This window comes from Bacteroidota bacterium (assembly GCA_016718825.1).
Taxonomy (GTDB): domain Bacteria; phylum Bacteroidota; class Bacteroidia; order J057; family JADKCL01; genus JADKCL01.
Genome location: JADKCL010000038.1, coordinates 67,156 through 86,664, shown reverse-complemented (window position 1 = coordinate 86,664; position 19,509 = coordinate 67,156). Strand labels below are relative to the sequence as shown.

At 50.2% G+C, this 19,509-nt stretch carries 16 protein-coding genes; 7 read left to right on the top strand and 9 right to left on the bottom strand.

The genetic code is table 11. The features are described from left to right. Nucleotides 1–128: 128 nt before the first annotated feature. The 7 genes from IPN95_25955 to IPN95_25925 form a co-directional block, all read right to left on the bottom strand. Nucleotides 129–392 (bottom strand): hypothetical protein, encoded by a 264-nt coding sequence (locus tag IPN95_25955; GenBank protein MBK9452802.1) that lies wholly within the window; start codon nucleotides 390–392, stop codon nucleotides 129–131. Nucleotides 393–403: 11 nt separating this feature from the next. Then, nucleotides 404–1,174, bottom strand: a complete 771-nt coding sequence (locus IPN95_25950; GenBank protein MBK9452801.1) for a hypothetical protein — start codon at nucleotides 1,172–1,174, stop codon at nucleotides 404–406. Between the two features lie 20 nt (nucleotides 1,175–1,194). After that, the gene (locus IPN95_25945; protein ID MBK9452800.1) at nucleotides 1,195–3,405 is read right to left on the bottom strand and encodes a hypothetical protein; all 2,211 of its coding nucleotides are present in this window, start codon (nucleotides 3,403–3,405) and stop codon (nucleotides 1,195–1,197) included. Nucleotides 3,406–3,545: 140 nt separating this feature from the next. After that, nucleotides 3,546–4,259 carry a hypothetical protein gene (locus IPN95_25940; protein ID MBK9452799.1) on the bottom strand — a complete coding sequence of 238 codons (714 nt, stop codon included), beginning with the start codon at nucleotides 4,257–4,259 and terminating at the stop codon, nucleotides 3,546–3,548. A gap of 27 nt (nucleotides 4,260–4,286) precedes the next feature. Continuing rightward, the gene (locus IPN95_25935) at nucleotides 4,287–5,390 is read right to left on the bottom strand and encodes a hypothetical protein (protein ID MBK9452798.1); all 1,104 of its coding nucleotides are present in this window, start codon (nucleotides 5,388–5,390) and stop codon (nucleotides 4,287–4,289) included. Further along, nucleotides 5,314–6,966 (bottom strand): hypothetical protein, encoded by a 1,653-nt coding sequence (locus IPN95_25930; protein MBK9452797.1) that lies wholly within the window; start codon nucleotides 6,964–6,966, stop codon nucleotides 5,314–5,316. Before IPN95_25930 ends, IPN95_25935 begins: the two co-directional genes overlap by 77 nt. A gap of 39 nt (nucleotides 6,967–7,005) precedes the next feature. Next, the gene (locus IPN95_25925; protein MBK9452796.1) at nucleotides 7,006–7,821 is read right to left on the bottom strand and encodes a hypothetical protein; all 816 of its coding nucleotides are present in this window, start codon (nucleotides 7,819–7,821) and stop codon (nucleotides 7,006–7,008) included. 71 nt (nucleotides 7,822–7,892) lie between these two features. On the opposite strand from IPN95_25925, the gene IPN95_25920 reads away from it, so the two are divergent. Further along, nucleotides 7,893–8,654 carry a hypothetical protein gene (locus tag IPN95_25920; GenBank protein ID MBK9452795.1) on the top strand — a complete coding sequence of 254 codons (762 nt, stop codon included), beginning with the start codon at nucleotides 7,893–7,895 and terminating at the stop codon, nucleotides 8,652–8,654. Nucleotides 8,655–8,689: 35 nt separating this feature from the next. Beyond that, on the top strand, nucleotides 8,690–9,370 hold the full coding sequence (locus tag IPN95_25915) for an SMI1/KNR4 family protein (protein MBK9452794.1): 681 nt from the start codon (nucleotides 8,690–8,692) through the stop codon (nucleotides 9,368–9,370). A gap of 14 nt (nucleotides 9,371–9,384) precedes the next feature. Here IPN95_25915 and IPN95_25910 read toward each other — a convergent pair whose 3' ends face one another. Further along, complete coding sequence (locus tag IPN95_25910; GenBank protein ID MBK9452793.1) at nucleotides 9,385–11,910, bottom strand: hypothetical protein; 2,526 nt, start codon at nucleotides 11,908–11,910, stop codon at nucleotides 9,385–9,387. A gap of 307 nt (nucleotides 11,911–12,217) precedes the next feature. On the opposite strand from IPN95_25910, the gene IPN95_25905 reads away from it, so the two are divergent. Continuing rightward, on the top strand, nucleotides 12,218–12,445 hold the full coding sequence (locus tag IPN95_25905; GenBank protein MBK9452792.1) for a hypothetical protein: 228 nt from the start codon (nucleotides 12,218–12,220) through the stop codon (nucleotides 12,443–12,445). Nucleotides 12,446–12,603: 158 nt separating this feature from the next. On the opposite strand, the gene IPN95_25900 is transcribed toward IPN95_25905, so the two are convergent. Next, complete coding sequence (locus IPN95_25900) at nucleotides 12,604–13,971, bottom strand: DUF4157 domain-containing protein (GenBank protein MBK9452791.1); 1,368 nt, start codon at nucleotides 13,969–13,971, stop codon at nucleotides 12,604–12,606. 711 nt (nucleotides 13,972–14,682) lie between these two features. Here IPN95_25900 and IPN95_25895 point away from each other — a divergent pair. The 4 genes from IPN95_25895 to IPN95_25880 all read left to right on the top strand — a co-directional run bounded on the left by IPN95_25895 (nucleotide 14,683) and on the right by IPN95_25880 (nucleotide 19,446). Then, entirely contained in the window at nucleotides 14,683–16,041 is a 1,359-nt protein-coding gene (locus tag IPN95_25895; protein MBK9452790.1) for an ATP-binding protein, read from the top strand. Nucleotides 16,042–16,335: 294 nt separating this feature from the next. Then, the gene (locus tag IPN95_25890; GenBank protein MBK9452789.1) at nucleotides 16,336–16,944 is read left to right on the top strand and encodes a DUF4255 domain-containing protein; all 609 of its coding nucleotides are present in this window, start codon (nucleotides 16,336–16,338) and stop codon (nucleotides 16,942–16,944) included. Nucleotides 16,945–16,947: 3 nt separating this feature from the next. Continuing rightward, nucleotides 16,948–18,009, top strand: a complete 1,062-nt coding sequence (locus IPN95_25885; protein MBK9452788.1) for a hypothetical protein — start codon at nucleotides 16,948–16,950, stop codon at nucleotides 18,007–18,009. 57 nt (nucleotides 18,010–18,066) lie between these two features. Continuing rightward, nucleotides 18,067–19,446 carry a phage tail sheath family protein gene (locus IPN95_25880; protein MBK9452787.1) on the top strand — a complete coding sequence of 460 codons (1,380 nt, stop codon included), beginning with the start codon at nucleotides 18,067–18,069 and terminating at the stop codon, nucleotides 19,444–19,446. Nucleotides 19,447–19,509: the final 63 nt, after the last annotated feature.

The following is a 19,509-nucleotide window of genomic DNA, read 5'->3' as shown; positions in this document are numbered from 1 at the left end:
GCGGAGATTGGCCCAGCCAAGCCCGAGGACCTCCATGATGAAAAAGAGGATGCCTTTTAGGTCCCATTTGTCGGGCAAGCGGATGGGTTCCTCGCGCATGCCGCCGGTGAGCCACATTACAAGGCCGCTCACGAGGTGCTTCTGAATGTTGTCCCCGAACTGCGTAAAGCCCATGCCGACGGCTTGAACAACCCGGCCATGAAGTCGATGGGGTGCTTGACCATGAAGGTCAGCGTGCGTTTAGTGCGGACGATGGTCTCTTCGAGATTTTCCATCCCGTAGCCAAAGAGCCCGAGTGCCCAATTGAAGAACTTGAGGAGGGCCGCCACGATCAGGCCGATCAAGATCGATTTGAGGAGATTATTTTGCCGGATGGCCAGCCCCAAGCACATGATTCCCCATTCTAAGTCAATAACTCCAACTCCACAAGTTTCTCCTTTAAAAACAATGGAGAAAAGTCTTTCGTGATTCCAGACACCTTTTCTGAAAGGAGCTTGGCATAGAGCAGTCCTGAAATCAATCTCACGGGCTGCCTCGGGTATATCTTCCCCTCGGCTTCAAAGGACTTGGAAATTAGCAGTCCATGTTCCTCCAATTGCTTTGCACTTCGTTCTGTAATTACTGACAAACCATCAGTGACCACATGAAAATAGCCCCTTTGATATGCGGATTCACTTATTTCAATTGGACGGGGAATAATCATCGGGTCCAACATTTCCTTCCTGACCGTCAAACGATGATAGATCGCCCCATCTGATCCCTGAAAATCTCGCCAGCTAATTTCCTTGGCTCCAGAATTCAGGGATTGGATCCCAGTTTCATTGGCAAAAATGTCATTGGTCTTGAAATCAGCGGCAAGAGACTTCGACTTCATTTTTTTTGAATTGACTTTGCCACCCGCAAACAAGTCGTCAAATGCATCTACTTGAAACCCAAAGCCAGGAAATTTCTCAATCTCAGCAATTGAAAGGTTGAATTGGTAATGGTAAGGCAGCTTCAATGGAGTTCCTTGGACAAATGAAACAGCGGCGTTGAGTTCGGTTTTGTCTTTAAAGTTGAAATACCAAGTAGTGGTGTCTCTACTTTTCAAAAAAGATTTCGCAAATTCCTCAGCCTTTTTCGTAGAGGACTCATCGCGGGGGAATTTAAGAACCGCTTTATACAGGATATCCATGAGGTGCCCCTAAGTTTGGATTAAGTAATTTCTTGATATTTTCCACGACCTTTATCTTGGGTACTGATTGAATATCCAAGATCTCTTATCACTTCTTTCCCTTTTGTCCATTGAACTGCTGGAGATTTCATGCTTAAGTATTTTCTTAAGTTTTTGAATTCTTGCCCATACTGGTCGTCAGTCCTCGTATAAAAGGCAGAAATCTTCTCATGAGCACCTTTATTAACAACGGCCAAGTTAAGGAAATTGTTGCTACCTCCCATTGATTGCTCTCTGATGTGGTGCCATTGCTTCCCAGCAGGGTTACTAAACTGGTTATGATATCGATAATTCAGCGTTTGGCGCGCATCTGGATAGTTAGACCAACTGTCTCTAGACATAATTTTCAGCCATGCATCTCCAGTCTTGTAAGGATTTGGGTTGTACTTTACCCACATCTTATTCTGTCCATACGTACTGTAGGCACGCTTTAGGCTAGTTTCCTTTCCATTTAGCGCTCCACGTATGGTGGCAGACTTCTTTGAATCATCCATTGCTGTAACCGCAAAACCTCCTTGAAACTTCAAGGCCCCTTTATGTTTCGTTTTTATCGGATCAGCCACAGTTATCTTCGGCTTCTTAACGTTGAATTTTGCCTTGGTCTCTCCAAGAGCATCGTTTGGGGCGATTTTGATCGAAAAATTGATTTCATCATCCCTGGATGCTGCACTTTTCGCTTCGACTTTAATCGTCGCTTTGAGCTTCTTCCCCTTTACCTTTTTCGTGAGTTTGCCATTGTAGGTTGACTCCAACTTCTTGGCTAGATTTTTCTTCGATTCGTAGAAACCTTCAAAATCGGAGGTTTCTTTTTCAGGAGCAGCGCTTAGCTTCTGTTCAATCTCGTTAACATACTTTTTATGTAGTTGGTGATCCTTGGCTGTTAAGCCACCTACATCCTTTTCTGGATCCCCCATGCCAGCCCCTCCCCCCTTCTTCCCCTTCCCAAACATCTTTTTGATCACGCCTACCACCTTCAAGAGCAGCTTGTCGATCAAGGCATTGAGCTTGCCGCCGACTCTTTTGATGACGGCCATGACTTTTTTGGGCAGGCCGCTGAGGCCGAGGATGCTGAGGAAAAGGTCGATGATCACGGGAATCGTGAGGCCCATGATACGTTCGATGGCGTTGGCGGCGCCGCCGAGGTTGCCCTCGACGATGTTGGCGGAGGCTTCGAAGACCTTCTTGACCATCTCGATGATGCGGTGGATGTTGTTGAAGAACCACATCACGAAGTCATAAATCGCCTTGATGGCCTTGACGATGCCGGAGGCGGGATTGGTGAGGCTGAGGAGGAAAATCACGCCTTGTTTGATGATTTCGATGATCATCATCTCGCGTACCGCAGCAAAAATCTCGCCCTTAAGCTCCTCGCCTTGGTTGCGAATGTCCTCCCACATGGCAATGGGGCCCTCGGTGAACAACTTCATCACGATGTCCAAGCCCTTCTCGGCCAAGCCCATTGCTTGTTCGCCGACGTGTTTGACCAGTTTCTTCCGCAGGTTTGCCCAGCCGAGGCCAAGCACCTCCATGATAAAAAAGAGGATGCCTTTCAAATCCCATTTGTCAGGCAAGCGAATCGGCTCCTCACGCATGCCGCCGGTGAGCCACATTACAAGGCCGCTGACGAGGTGCTTTTGAATATTGTCGCCAAATTGGGTAAAGCCCATGCCGACGGCTTGGAACAGCCCGGCCATGAAGTCGATGGGGTGCTTGACCATGAAGGTCAGCGTGCGTTTGGTGCGGACGATGGTCTCTTCGAGATTTTCCATGCCGTAGCCAAAGAGCCCGAGTGCCCAATTGAAAAACTTGAGCAGGGCCGCCACGATCAGGCCGATGAGCTGGGACAAGGCACCGCTCAGCGCCTCCTCGATCCTGCGTGCCTCGGATACGTTCTTTTCGGCGACCTTGTCGATGTGTTCGATCGCCTTGTCTTTCATCGCACAAAGCTTGTCGACCAAGGCTTTTTGCTTTTCGTTGATGAAGGTGTCGAGCTCATCGAATTTCTTGCGGACTCCTTCCTCTTCGTCGGAGATCTTCTCCTCGGCGGCCTTCTTGCCGGCCGACTTAAGGTTGGGCGAGAGCTTGCTCACGTACTTGTCGATCTCCTCCTTGCCGTTTTTTGATGAGTTCCTTCGGCTACGCTCACGACATGATTTGCAACCCTTGATGACGTCGTTGTTTTCCTTGAGCACCTTCCCGGATTTCGGTGGGTGTACAATTGCATCACGACCTCGGCATTTTTCAATGCGTAGCGGTAATTACTGCGTGCCACTTCCTTGGCTCTACCCAAAAGGAGGTGTCAGGTCAACAGGCATTGGCAACTTTTGCAGCCTCAATACAATCCATTGATGTTGATGGGTGGCAAGGCATCGAAATACGCCTTGTCAATCAATTCGACCTGCTGCGGACCATCGGGCTTCTGCTGGACAAAAAAATCGTAGCGGGCAGATTTGAGGCCCTTGGACCAGGTCAAAAATTCCAAATAAGAGGAAAGGGTGGTGATCCTGGAACTTTCAAAGTCTTGTGCCTCGTCCGTAGGGAGGAAAATACGTTCCGTAGAATCCAATCCAAATTGGATTGCTATATTATCCCCTTCGTTTGAGAATTCGTCGAAATACCGAGTCGGGCAATTCTGGTCAAGAAGGATGGACGAATTGCTCTTATTGGAGGCTTGATACGCTTGGGATTCAATCAGCGCAGATGCAAAAGAAGGATCGACCATGAATTCAGCAGCGCCGATGGATACCATGCCATCGCAGTGCTCCATGATACTGAATTCAGGAGTTTTGCCTTTTTCCAAGTAGTCCTTGCGTGCCTTTTCGTATTTGTCGCGGTCAAATTTTGGATTACCGATATGGATCCACCACAACGACACCTCGGAAATCGTCGAATAGTAATCCAGACAGTCCTTGGAGGGTTGCACTCCAAGTTTGGCAAATTGTTCGGAAGCTTCGGCCTCCGATGCATCCTGCGTGACCAATCCAATCACAACGAAAATTTTGGGATTGGTTTCGAGTTCACTGACCATCTCGATGAATCTCGTCATTGTAGCTTCAATCATATACTTTTCTAACTAGTCAAAACTCAATTGTGCCGAAGAAATTTGATTAGACCATGTAGTCTTCGTTCTCACGGGTATCCCGCGCAAGTTATCAATAAAATCGAGTACTTCCTGCTTGTTTCTGAAAGGCATCCCCGGTTCAAGCTTTGGAATAAGACTTTCCCAGAGGCTTGAATCAGCGACGACCTTCTTAAACAATATCGGAGCGACCCGGCTAAGATTAGGCAATAGATTTAATTTAAGTACCCTAGCTTCTGGCTCACGGATTGTGGCATCCCACGTCTTAATGCCCTTCTTGTCCTGCTCCCAATTATTGTTTTTGTATTTCATCTTGCCGCCCTTGGCCGAGTAGCTTTGGACAAACATCCCGTCTGAACGATAGCTAGCCTGTGCCTCGAACCAAATAACATGATCCTTCTTGTGAAGGTTTTTAAGTCGGGTTTCCAATTCACGAAGGTAACTCTTATTGTCATCAGCAGGGGTGGGAATGAGATTGGAGTCCATTGCCTTCCCCCCGATATGCTCGTTGAAGACGTGGAAGGCCACCCACTTGGATCGTACACCCAATGTCCGTAGCACGGCATCCGCACCATGCAAATCCCCTCCATATTGGCTTGCTGGGCTACCTGCGGGGTGATTAGATTTATGCCAATTGCTTAACCGCAGGCTGTGGAATTGGCCAGTACCAAAGGCGGGGCTGATATTCGGAGAAGCTGGAATCGGTGGATCCCCAAACTTCGCACTTCCCTTCAAAGAGGTAGTGTTGGGCTTGATCTCGATCTCATAATCCACATCCTTGTCGGCTTTGTCGGAACCAACAGGCGTGAATTTGATGAAAGTACGTATCGACTTGCCATTCACCTTCTTGGTGAGCTTGGAATTGTACTTTGAGATCAATGTCTTGGCCTTCTTCTCCTCCTGCTTATGGAAGTCCTCGTAACTTTCAGGCTGCTGCTCCGGTTTTTTGTTCAGCGCTTTATCGATTTCGTTGACATACTTCTCATGCTTTCGCTTATCAGCAGCCGTCAGCTTGTTCTTATCATCCTTCTTCGGATCCTCCTTCACCTTCTTCTTCCCTCCCCCCTTCTTCCCCTTCCCAAACATCTTCTTGATCACGCCTACCACCTTCAAGAGCAAGCTTGTCGATCAAGGCATTGAGCTTGCCGCCGACTCTTTTGATCACGCCCATGATCTTTTTGGGGAGGCCGCTGAGGCCGAGGATGCTGAGGAAGAGGTCGATGATCACGGGGATGGTGAGGCCCATGATACGTTCGATGGCGTTGGCGGCGCCGCCGAGGTTGCCCTCGACGATGTTGGCGGAGGCTTCGAAGACCTTTTTGACCATCTCGATGATGCGGTGGATGTTGTTGAAGAACCACATCACAAAGTCGTAGATCGCTTTGATGGCCTTGACGATGCCGGAGGCGGGATTGGTCAGGCTGAGGAGGAAGATCACGCCTTGTTTGATGATTTCGATGATCATCATCTCGCGCACCGCAGCAAAAATCTCGCCCTTAAGCTCCTCGCCTTGGTTGCGAATGTCTTCCCACATCGCAACCGGGCCCTCGGTGAACAGCTTCATCACGATGTCCAAACCCTTCTCGGCCAAGCCCATTGCTTGTTCGCCGACGTGTTTCACAAGCTTTTTGCGGAGATTGGCCCAGCCGAGGCCAAGCACCTCCATGATAAAAAAGAGGATGCCCTTCAAATCCCATTTGTCAGGCAAGCGAATTGGCTCCTCACGCATGCCGCCGGTGAGCCACATTACAAGGCCGCTCACGAGGTGCTTCTGAATGTTGTCCCCGAACTGCGTAAAGCCCATGCCGACGGCTTGGAACAGCCCGGCCATGAAGTCGATCGGGTGCTTGACCATGAAGGTCAGCGTGCGTTTGGTGCGGACGATGGTCTCTTCGAGATTTTCCATGCCGTAGCCAAAGAGCCCGAGTGCCCAATTGAAAAACTTGAGCAGGGCCGCCACGATCAGGCCGATGAGCTGGGACAAGGCACCGCTCAGCGCCTCCTTCATCTTTTCGGCGACCTTGTCGATGTGTTCGATCGCCTTGTCTTTCATCGCGCAGAGTTTGTCTACAAGGGCCTTCTGCTTTTCGTTGATAAAGGTGTCGAGCTCATCGAATTTCTTGGACATCTCCACCGCAGCCTTTTTGCCCGCGTCTTGGAGATTGGGCTTGAGGGTTTTGACGAATTTGTTTCTCGAAAGCTGCGTATTCCTCGCTTCCTCTTCCTTGCCCTTTTTCAGGTCAGCCTTGCACTCCTGGATGACCTTGTTGTTGTATTGAATAATCGACTTGATTTCGGTGTCGATCGATTTCAAAGGATTTTCACAAGCTGCCTTCGTCGCTTGTTCTTCGTTCGCCGTCTCAAAAGCCTCCTTGACTTCGGGCATCTCATCAACCCCGAGCAACCAATCCTTGGCAGCGCGTGCCCAGCCAAACCATCCGCTGTGACGCTCGTCGAGGAAGGCATTCACTTTTGTGTCCACCTCTGTTTTGAACTCTTCGGTGAACTTGACCACCGCCTTGGCAAAGCGCTCTTCGTTTTCCTTTTCCAGGTTGTTGAGCCGCGTCTTCACATTGTCTTCAGTCGTTTGGTACATCGACTGAATCTGCTTGGTGACCTTTTCGCGCTCCTCCTCGAGTTTGGTTTTGGTCTTCTGCTTTTCTCCGTGGATCATTTAAGCGTTTTCGCTGCGTTGCATCTTTGCGCTTGTTTTTCATCTCCGTTTCAAGGCCTTGCGCAGCAGTCTCTTCCCTTCCTCCTTGTCCATCTCCGATTCGACGGTTTTGGCTTGCTTGCGTGCACCCTCCTGCATCTCGGTAGGCGCATTGGCGACTTTTTCCCTGAGTTCGGCGCGCCCTTGTTGTGCCTCTGCGAGCGGACCGCTGTCGACCATCGCCATTTGCTCCTCGGTGATGCCTTCCTCGGCCATGACCGCGTCCATGTCGTCCTGATAGGAATCCATGTTGGACATTTCCTCGGGGATCGCCGGCACCGCATCCTGGCCCAAGGCCAATTTGGCGGTGTCTTTGGCGCTCGGAACGGGCTTGAGTTCAACGGCATCCGGGGTATCCATGGGCTTGGCGTCCTGCTCAATCTTCCCGAAGGTTTGCTTCACCTTGCCCACCTCGCCACCGACCACGGAAGTGACTTCGCCCGCTGTATTCTGTGGATTGTAGTCCTTGAGTTCACCGAGATTGGTCGGGGTATCTTCGTCCAACTGATCCAACATGGCCTTTTTGGCCGGATCTGACTTGGCATCCTCCTGATCCTGCCCCTCCTTTTCCAGCCCTTCGACTTGCGCCGCATTGCCCATCTGCTGCCCAAATTCGTCAGGCACTTCCTCTGCTGCCTCGACGGCAGCCACCTCATCTACCGGGGTCGGATGCTCGCTCTCATTGGCCGCAAGTTCGGCGGTCGCCTCTGCGGCATCGCCACAGACGTTTTCCGTTTCGGTGGCCATGAACTTGAACACTTCGCCACCCTTTAGGCCGATAGGATATATTGTCAGAAACAACAGCATTCGTCTCACAAGATATTGAAATTTTGGGTGGAAATGTGGGATAGGATAGCTAAATTTGATGTTGTAAAAATTGACGCAGGATGGACGATTATCTGGAAAGGTTCAAGGCGATGGTGGAGGAGCTGAAGGCGCATCCTGATGTGGTGGTGACGCATTTCAATATATTTCCACCAGCATCAGAGCGCTCGATTTTGAGAGCCGGGCATGAATTTTGTGCCGAAATACCTCAAGACTTCATGCTTTTCTACCGCCGTACTAATGGTTTACAACTCCGATGGCTATGGCGTAATACCTCCAATTTTGAGAAGCTACTTGCAAAAGGTGAGAAATATCCAGAGCTAAGCTATGATTCGGTTTATGAAGATGATGGAGGAGTGGCAGGGTGCATCAACATTCAGCCAATTCAAAATGTCTTTTGGAATACTAGCTTTTGGAAAGAAATCGTTTATTTTGAGGAAGATGTGGACAAAACTACAATGACTTGGGATGGGAATATGTATCCTTTCAATGCATTTCGAAAAGCATTGGTCCCCATCGACTATTATCACTTTTTCTATTCAACGCTCCTGCTTTCGATTGAAAAGGGAGATGACTTGCCACTCTTGCATAGTAGCGGATACTTCAAGAATGTGGAATGGTCAGGTTTTTCGAGCTTTCAACAATACCTAGGATTCTTACTTGCAAGCAAAGGTGTAGTAATTGGAAGGCTAGACGTAGATTTTTTCAAATCCAAAGGAAAAGAACTTTCAAATCCGTTGGGAAATTGGCACCAACTCGATCTGGACAGGTTAAGTTACGACGAGACCGAAAGAAGATTTTCCTTGGGTGATTCAGGTGAATGAGACCAGCGAATGGATTACTTAAAATGGAATTGACTATGAAAGATTATGCAAAAGGATTTCATGACATGATCGAATCGTTGCGAGCTGACCATGAAATAAGTGTTGTAAGCTCCTATATTTTCCCAGGGGCAAGTGACGCAGACATCGTCGATGCCGTGGAAATTTTAGGTTGCAAGCTGGATGAAACCTTAGAAGCGTTTTATAGGCAATGCAATGGCTTACAATTAAGATGGATCCGAAGGGATTCCGAAGACTTCAACGATGGAGAATTTGGAACCTATACGAATGCTCCCGTTTCGATGCAAGACATCATCGAGGACAGCCATCGCTTGGACGGCTGTATAAATTTATTCCCTCTTAATATAGTTATTTCGAAAAGCACGGGTATAAAAGTGGCACCTAATTCACTTTATGTGGATACATATACCATTCTTGGTGAATCTTTTAGCCCCCATGAATTCTGCAACAATTCATATGTAATGGATGGATTTGATGCCGATAGAGGGATGGTACTCTTTCCAATAAGGTCGAAAAATCTTCAACTTTGCATCATGTCCGCGATCTCATATAGTCAATTTCAGAATTCGAAGAAAGTCCGACCCATTAATTATCTTGATTTGCTTTTGACCAATAAAGGTGAAATATGGAGTCGCGTCCAAGCACTCAAATTGAACAAGGGAATGCTTATCGAGACAATAGATGAACTTGACTTTTAGCAATAGCTCAAAATCTAGATTGCCATATTAGGGCTATTAATCTTCTGTTCTGTGGGTATTTTATACTTAGTAATGTAATCAGTACTATTCTCTTTCGTCAGGTTACTCCCTTTGGGCCTACTATTGAAGCGATCACGCAATTCTTCTATTAAAGTAGCCTTATCATCAATTCCAACTACCTGCACCAAATAAAGAACCTGTTCCCCAACTAACTCGGGAAAGCCTGTGTGCTTTGTCATTTGTGGCATCGTGCGTAAAGCAGACAACCTAATAGGTGCGAGGTCATCGAGGCTTGGTGGTTTTGAAATCATCCATGAAACCTTCTTTTTCTGTTTCCCCATTTGCCATTGACCAGCCTTGAATTTAGAAAGACCGTAGGCCATTGTGATTTTACTAGGGAAGTCAGCAAATACATTTGCATACCGAGCAAATTCTGGACGCTTTGGACCACCTGTATGGGAGTATGCGACTTCAGTTCTCAACCAAATTGGGATATTTTTTTGTAAGACATCTTCTTTCGCAAACTTTTCAAATTGGTTGAGCATTTGCTGCAAATTTACTCGTCTTGTCGCTGGTGTGAGGTTGTTATCGATGCCAGGCCCATGCAAATTATCATTGATGAGGTGTGCACGTACCCAATTTGATTTATAGTCGGGCATTTTTTCAACATATTCCCAAGACCTTGGCAAAGTGCCCTCTTGTGGCCCTGATCCTTTTGTATTACCTGAATAGAAGCTAATTGGGTTGCCAATGGCAATACCACCTTGGCCATTTCTTGGAGAAAACTCTAGATAAGATTTTGGAGCTTCCAGCAACCCACCAATTGACGTATTTTCAAGTGCTTTACCAATTCCATTAAGTCTGTTCTTAACCTCCTTTTCTACATCTTTATTGATTCGATCTGCGGTCTTTTGGGTCTTGGCTGCTCTTATCTTTTTTGTTTTGCTCCCAACGTATCTCAATATTGAATTAGCCAACGATTTGGCCCTTTGCAGGTTCGGAATGTCATTTTTTAAATCCTGACTGGCTTTTTTCCCCTTTGCTGCTTTAATAGTTCTTTCAACGAAGGACAAAATCTCTTTATATTCCTCACTCGCCATTTTCAGGATTGGCTTTCCCTTTCCAGATTCAAACATCTTCAATGAATGCGATTCTTCATCTTCGTTCTTGAAAGGTTCACTTTCGCCAACCCATGCAAGCTTGACTTTCAAAGGCTTCTGCTTGGGATCTCTCCTCTTGTCCTTACTAGAAATGGGATCCTTCTTCCCACCACCTTTCTTCCCGCCAAACATCTTTTTGATCACGCCTACCACCTTCAAGAGCAGCTTGTCGATCAAGGCATTGAGCTTGCCGCCGACTCTTTTGATCACGCCCATCACCTTCTTGGGGAGGCCGCTGAGGCCGAGGATGCTGAGGAAAAGGTCGATGATCACGGGAATCGTGAGGCCCATGATGCGTTCGATGGCGTTGGCGGCGCCGCCGAGGTTGCCCTCGACGATGTTGGCGGAGGCTTCGAAGACCTTCTTGACCATCTCGATGATGCGGTGGATGTTGTTGAAGAACCACATCACAAAATCGTAGATCGCCTTGATGGCCTTGACGATGCCGGAGGCGGGATTGGTCAGGCTGAGGAGGAAAATCACGCCTTGTTTGATGATTTCGATGATCATCATCTCACGCACTGCCGCGAAGATCTCGCCTTTGAGCTCCTCGCCTTGGTTGCGAATGTCTTCCCACATGGCAATCGGGCCCTCGGTGAACAGCTTCATCACGATGTCCAAGCCCTTCTCTGCCAAGCCCATTGCTTGTTCGCCGACGTGTTTGACAAGCTTTTTGCGGAGATTGGCCCAGCCGAGCCCAAGCACCTCCATGATGAAAAAGAGGATGCCTTTTAGGTCCCATTTGTCGGGCAAGCGGATGGGTTCCTCGCGCATGCCGCCGGTGAGCCACATTACAAGACCGCTCACGAGGTGCTTCTGAATGTTGTCGCCGAACTGCGTAAAGCCCATGCCGACGGCTTGGAACAGCCCGGCCATGAAGTCGATCGGATGCTTTACCATGAAGGTCAGCGTGCGTTTGGTGCGGACGATGGTCTCTTCGAGATTTTCCATGCCGTAGCCAAAGAGCCCGAGTGCCCAATTGAAGAACTTTAGCAAGGCGGCGACGATCAGGCCGATGAGCTGCGACAAGGCACCGCTCAGCGCCTCCTTCATCTTTTCGGCGACCTTGTCGATGTGTTCGATCGCCTTGTCTTTCATCGCGCAGAGTTTGTCGACCAAGGCTTTTTGCTTTTCGTTGATGAAGGTGTCGAGCTCATCGAATTTCTTGGACATCTCCACCGCAGCCTTTTTGCCCGCGTCTTGGAGATTGGGCTTGAGGGTCTTGACGAATTTGTCGATTTCGTCCTTGCCCTTTTTCAGGTCAGCCTTGCACTCCTGGATGACCTTGTTGTTGTATTGAATGATCGACTTGATTTCGGTGTCGATCTTGTCAATGTAGTTTTTCTTCGCCGTCTCAAAAGCCTCCTTGACTTCGGGCATCTCATCAACGCCGAGCAACCAATCCTTGGCAGCGCGTGCCCAGCCAAACCATCCGCTGTGGCGCTCGTCGAGGAAGGCATTCACTTTTGTGTCCACCTCTGTTTTGAACTCTTCGGTGAACTTGACCACCGCCTTGGCAAAGCGCTCTTCATTTTCCTTTTCCAGGTTGTTGAGCCGCGTCTTCACATTGTCTTCAGTCGTTTGGTACATCGACTGAATCTGCTTGGTGACCTTTTCGCGCTCCTCCTCGAGTTTGGTTTTGGTCTTCTGCTTTTCTCCGTGAACGTTTTCGAGGTTGTCTTTGCGCTTGTTTTTCATCTCCGTGCGCGCAGTGTCTTCCTCCTTGTCCATCTCAGATTCGACGGTTTTGGCTTGCTTGCGTGCACCCTCCTGCATCTCGGTAGGCGCATTGGCGACTTTTTCCCTGAGTTCGGCGCGCCCTTGTTGTGCCTCTGCGAGCGGACCGCTGTCGACCGTCGCCATTTGCTCCTCGGTGATGCCTTCCTCGGCCATGACCGCGTCCATGTCGTCCTGATAGGAATCCATGTTGGACATTTCCTCGAGATCGCCGGCACCGCATCCGGCCCAAGGCCAATTTGGCGGTGTCTTTGGCGCTCGGAACGGGCTTGAGTTCAACGGCATCCGGGGTATCCATGGGCTTGGCGTCCTGCTCAATCTTCCCGAAGGTTTGCTTCACCTTGCCCACCTCGCCACCGACCACGGAAGTGACTTCGCCCGCTGTATTCTGTGGATTATAGTCCTGAGTTCACCGAGATTGGTCGGGGTATCTTCGTCCAACTGATCCAACATGGCCTTTTTGGCCGGATCTGACTTGGCATCCTCCTGATCCTGCCCCTCCTTTTCCAGCCCTTCGACTTGTGCCGCATTGCCCATCTGCTGCCCAAATTCGTCAGGCACTTCCTCTGCTGCCTCGACGGCAGCCACCTCATCTACCGGGGTCGGATGCTCGCTCTCATTGGCCGCAAGTTCGGCGGTCGCCTCTGCGGCATCGCCACAGACGTTTTCCGTTTCGGTGGCCATGAACTTGAACACTTCGCCACCCTTTGCCTCGACTTCACCGCGCGAACCTTTGAAGTCGGAGATTTGCCCGGCGACGCGTTGTTTTTCGACACTGGGCATGTCGATTTCGCTTTCTGTCTCCACATCCGGGATTTCGCCCTCCGCTACACCGGCCACGACTTCACCCTCGGCATCGCCTTCGCCCGCCTGGTCCACGACGGCTGCTGCGTCGGCCCCTTCTGATTGCGCGGATTGCTGCTCGAGTTCGGCGGGATCCAGTTCGGTCACCGGAAGTTCCTTGTCCACGGGCTGTACCTGTCCCGATTGCTTTCCCGATGGGTCGACCTGTTTGGATTCCGGCTTGGAAACGGCATCACCTGAAGTCAAGGTGGAGGCCATTTCCTCGACGGGACTCTCTGCAGGCTTGTTTTCGGCTTTTTTCTCGCCGACGGCACCTTGCTGAATCGTATGGGTGAGTTCGTGGGCAATCAATTCCTTGCCTTGGTTGCTGCCCGCATCAAACTGTCCCTGGCCAAAGAAAACGTCTTCGCCATGGGTAAAGGCCTTGGCCTTGAGGTCCTTGTTCAGCGTAGTGCTGGCACTGTCACGGTGAACCTTGACATTGGAGAAGTCGGCGCCAAAGCCGGCCTCCATCTCGTTTTTGAGTGGCTCTGGAAGCGGTTCGCCCGCGCCTTTGCGTGACTTGAGCAGGTCGTGGGTACTTTCGGAGGCGGTAAAGCCTTCGAGGTGGTTGATGGGGGCTGCATCAGGGGTTTGGGGACTGGGGCTTGGGGCTTGGGCCGTCGGAAGCTGCTTGGTCATCGCTTCCTCTTCTTCTTCGCGGCTGGCTTTTTCCTCGCAGTCGGCGCATTTGGCCTGGGCCTCTTCTTCTTGGCGTTGGAGCTTAGGGGAGGCTTCTTCTTCCTCGGCCCGCATCAATTTGGGGCTCGCTTCTTCTTCGGCCCGCATCAATTTGGGGCTCGCTTCTTCTTCTTCGGCCCGCATCAATTTGGGGCTCGCTTCTTCTTCCTCGGCCCGCATCAACTTGGGCCCGCATCAATTTGGGACTCGCTTCTTCTTCTTCGGCCCGCATCAACTTGGGGCTCGCTTCTTCGTCCTCGGCCCGCATCACCTTCATCTGGGTGGATTCCTCTTCTTCTTGCCGTTGCAACTTGGCGTCGGCTTTGTCCTCCTCGACACGTTGCACCTGCCGGCTGATGCGCGACACGAGGGGCTTTGTCTGGACGACACCCTTGCCGACACCCAAACCGGCGCCTGCGCCGTTGGATTTGCTCACGACCTCCCTGGCAGCATTGTCGGCTTCCGCCTCGGCAGGGTCGAATGCGCTGCCCACTTTGAGTTTTGCCTGCACTTGGGCGGGCTTGGCAGGCTGATGTACGCGCGCGGTAACCTCCGGCGAAGCGTACCATGGCGTACCGAACTGTCCGTGATCGGCATGGGTGCGCATGGCAGTCGTCTTGCGAAAGGAAGAAGGATTGGAGGCGGGCTGTCGCTCTGCGGATTCGGACATGTGAAAGGGTGTAATTATAGCATGATGACGGTATTTGTGACAAGATATCCAAGTTTCACAAAAGCAGCAAGGCAGATGAATGGATGTGGATAATTATTGTCGAATCGGAATGGGAAGGGGCAGTTTCAAGGTGGACGAATCAACAATCATGTCTTTGCAGGCTTGGAATTCTGAATGATTTCCTAACTTTCCTCCGTTGTTCAAATGAATTGCCCCCCACGATGGAAGCATCAATGTCTTGGTTTGAGGAAAATGCAAATGCCATCGGGGCGGAATTGGAATGGTTGAACGCGGCCATACAGTTCAGAATAGCAGAATTATGGGGCGAAGACAGCGATTTTTCCGCCATTTCGGAAATCGATCCGCCCTATTACGAAGAAGCTGAAGGGCCTTATGTACACTTTATACATGTGTTGGAATTGTCGCCCCCTGAGCGGTTGCTTTTACTGCTTGCCATCGCCCCGTCGGTGAAACCCGAATTGCTCGACCGGTTTTTGGAAAATCACCCCAATAAATCGCCCGTTACGGAATTTGGAGGCTTCAGAGGGCAGGTGCACAAAGGTTTTGTTCCAACCGTGGATACCGCACTTTTTTTGCTCGGCGGAAAGGACCTTGCTTCGCGCTTTTCCTACAAAACCCTTTTTCATCCGCAACACCGCCTTTTTCAGGGAAATTGGCTGCGGATTGAACACGTCCACCCACACGAACCCTATGGGTCGGGATTGCTCCTGCCCTCCCGCGAACTCGTGGACCTGTTGTGTACAGGCGATCAAGGAGAACCGGAATTCGGGAGCTCATTTCCGGCTCAGAAGCTCGAAACCGCCCGCAATTGGGAAGAACTCATCCTACCTGCTGAAACACTCAACGATGTGGAGGACATCGTCGCGTGGATCAAACACGAGCAACTTGTCATGGATGAATGGGGCCTCTCCGGCAAGGTGAGTCCGGGGTTCAGGTGCCTTTTTTATGGCGCGCCCGGCACAGGCAAGACCTTGACCGCCTCCTTGTTGGGCAAGGTTACGGGCCGGGAAATCTATCGCATCGACCTGTCGATGATCGTGAGCAAGTACATCGGCGAAACGGAAAAGAACTTGAAGGTTGTGTTTGACAAGGCCCAATCTCGCGGGTGGATCCTGTTTTTTGACGAGGCGGATGCGCTTTTTGGCAAACGAACGGATGTTTCGGATTCCAAGGACAGGTATGCCAACCAAGAAGTGAGCTACCTGCTGCAGCGTGTGGAAAATTTTGACGGCGTCGTGGTTTTGGCCACCAACAACCGTGACAATATGGACAAGGCATTTACCCGGCGGTTTCAGGTGATCGTGAATTTTCCTGTTCCCAATGCCATGGAGCGCTTGCGACTTTGGCAAACATCCTTGCCGCCCTCCTGCGAACTGGATGCGACAGTGAACCTCCCTGCTGTGGCTGAAAAGTACGAAATGACCGGAGGTAGCATCATGAACGTGGTGCGCCACTGTGCCTTGCGTGCGGCGATGCGCGGTGAGGCGAGAATTACCGAATATGACCTTCTCGACGGCATCAAACGGGAATACCGCAAAGCAGGCAGAATCATGACCTGATAAAGTCCATTTTAACGATATCCAACCTTAGAAATATGAATCCCGCTTCGCTCATTGTGGTACGGCCAATTCCATTCCAACACAAAAACCAAAAATATGGCGCGGGATAAAATAAAACCCACCAAAACACCATGATACGCCAAACAATATCCCTCTGAAAACCAATCACAAACACGTCATTTTGTTAATATCTAATCCTGCTATGTAGATAACTTTAGTCATTCCAAACTAGGATTTGGTCCTTTATCAACGTAGCTTGATCCTTGAACAGCGAAAATCATTCCGCATTTTCTCATGATACATGAAGCACTGAAATTCTTGGTGGATCAATTGAACGAATACCTCTTTCAGAAGATGGGGGAAGCGGGACTTGTGATTCGCAGTCGTTTGGTGACAAGTGAGGGAAAAGAGCTGAACCTGAACAACAAGATCGTGTGTCAGCTTGTGAATGTTGAGGAAGAACGGATTGGCAAGGCCCAAGTGCCCCTCGCGCCACCGGTCGGATCGGGCTTTCCCGTCCGGAATCCGGAAATACGGCTCAATCTTTCGGTTTTGTTCACTGCCATCAGTCCTGATACGACCCCAACTGACGGTGAAAGTGATCAGGAATATGAGATTTCGATTAAAATGCTGGGCTATGTGATCCAGTTTTTTCAATACAGGCATTATTTCACGACTGAAAATTCTCCGTCCTTGCCCCATAACCTGGGCTCCTTGGTGGTGGAGCTTTATCCGGTCACGCTGGAGAGCCAAAACTACCTCTGGGCATCCTTGGGTGCCAAATACCGTCCGTCGGTGGTGTACAAAGTGCGGCTGATCACGGTTTATGAAGATGCCTTCAGCGACATTGTGAGCGTACCTTCGATCTTGAACACCCACGCCGGCAATCGCCCGACCCAATAAGCCATGAATCGCCACTACCAACCCATCACCACGGTGACATTCAGGCATAATTATTATGCCGACGAGGTCTGTGGTGACTTGGTAGTAAAGCCATGCGCAGCCACTGCGTCATTGTTGCCGAAGTACCGCTTGCAATGGGGCGTCGTGAACAAGCATCGTCCCAGCACTTATCAACTTTTGCAGGAACAGTACGAAACGACGCTGCCTCCCAATCCGGTATTGGCTCCGCTGATTCCGCTGCCAACTTCGTTTTTGCTGCGTTTTGAGCTTTACCTGACGCATCCTAGCTTTTTGAACTTCACCGACCTTCCGAGATTGGAAAGTCGCGAAATATACTACTTTGAAAATCAAGCGAATGGAATTGATCTGATAGGCAACGACTACCGTAAGGTCGAGTTGGTTGCCGATCATGTACAACTTTTTGGCTTGCCGCTTGGAGCCGATGTGACGGTTTTTCCGCCTGACGGAAGCGCGAGTTGGATTGTTCCCGGGTACGATGAAGGCGGGTTCCGACATGCGCGCGTCGACTTGGAAAAAAAGGTTGGCGGATTGTACCAACTCAATTGGACTGGAAATCCAGAGGCCGACAAGGAAGTCTATCGGGATGCGAACTTGATCGGAAAGGGCTTGTTTGGATTGCTGCACTTGCAGGTTTCCACTGTGCCCGCCCTGGACATTTCTGGAAATTCCTATGTATTGCAATTCATGCCCAAGCAGGCACGATGGCAATACTTTTTGATGCTCAAAAATGCACCGCACACGGGTGCTTACAGCATTACCAATGCCAATGTACCGGACAATGGCAATTTTTCTTTTCTGGAGCATCCCGACGGCGTTTGGGACAGCGACATTGTGGCCTACATGGCGACGTTGCAAGCGACGAGCAACGGCGCTACGATCAAGGCCTTTACTTCCGATACTACCATCCCTTACCGGGATGTTGCACGTTCTTCCATCCGACTGTTGCGTTCGGGCGCTACCAATCCGGTAGTGAGCGACCTTCCCAATCCGGCTGCTGGCGCTGCCAATGCATCCGTAGTAGTGTTGGTCGATAAACCCCTCTGATTCAGTCAAAAACAGGATTCATTTTCACTCTTTTCACTCTAAAAATTCAGGCAGGCAATGGTTTTAGATCCCAAAACCCCAGGCGTCTACGTTCAGGAGGTCTCCATTTTCCCTCCGTCAATCACGTCGGTGGCAACCGCGATTCCAGCGTTTATCGGCTATACCGACATTCAACCCTCCCCCAATGTGCCCGTGCGCATCAGCTCGATGAACGACTATGTCGCCAACTTTGGAGGCGCGCATAAATATGTCAACATCGACATCACCAACGCTGCTCTGGTCGGAGGATATGTCCCAACGTTTCATGCCAACAATTTCTTCCTTTACTATGCCATGCAAATGTACTTTGCCAATGGCGGGGGACCATGTTATGTCATCTCGGTCGGCGACTACGGCGCGACGCCTGCCGCGACCGATTTTGCCAACATTTCCTGGAAGGATGGTGCTTTTGCCAAGTTGATCCTGGAGGATGAGCCAACGCTGATCGTCATGCCGGAGCTGAAGCTGTTTGCCTCTGGCGCAGCATATACGGTGTATCAGCATGCGCTGCGTCAATGCAATGAATTGCAAGACAGGTTTGTGATCATCGACGTGATCGATGACCCTGCGAGTGCAACAGATATGACGCCGATTACCAATCTACATTCGGCGATCGGCAATCAATACCTCAAATACGGGGCAGCCTATTATCCCGATTTGAAAACAACACTGACTTATCCGCCCGAAGCGGTAGTTTTTGTGGGCGGCGCTTTGGCTGGCAAAACAATGGCCCATGCCCTGTCGTCCACTGTGTCCCTTGAGGCAGATCAATGGGTTTCTCGCGAAAAAGATGTCCGGGCAGCGTTGGCCAAACTCTCCATTACCTTGCCACCGAGCTCGACGATTGCAGGGGTCTATGCCTCGGTGGACCGCAGTCGTGGCGTGTGGAAGGCGCCTGCCAATGTGAGTGTGACCGCGGTCGTGAAGCCGGTGATCACGATCACGAACGACATCCAAAACGACCTCAATGTGCCTGCAAATGGCAAAGCTGTGAATGCCATCCGGAGCTTCACGGGGAAAGGTGTCCTGGTTTGGGGGGCGCGAACCTTGGCCGGCAATGACAATGAATGGCGTTATGTGCCCGTGCGCAGGCTTTTCATCATGGTGGAAGAATCCATCAGGAAGGCAACCGAATGGGTCGTTTTTGAGCCGAATGATGCCAATCTTTGGCTCAAGGTCAAAACCATGATCGAAAATTATCTGCTCAATCTTTGGAAGGACGGCGCACTTGCCGGGGCAGTTTCCAAGGATGCCTTTTTCGTGAAGATTGGGTTGAATCAGACGATGACTGCCCAAGACATCCTTGAAGGCAAATTGATCGTGGAAATCGGCATGGCGGCGGTTCGTCCTGCAGAGTTTGTCATTCTGAAGTTTTCCCACAAATTGCAAGTTTCCTGATCCTGAGGCCCTTCGTTTCCGGGGAATGACTTTCTGGCGACAGATTGTTTGCCTGAGGATTCG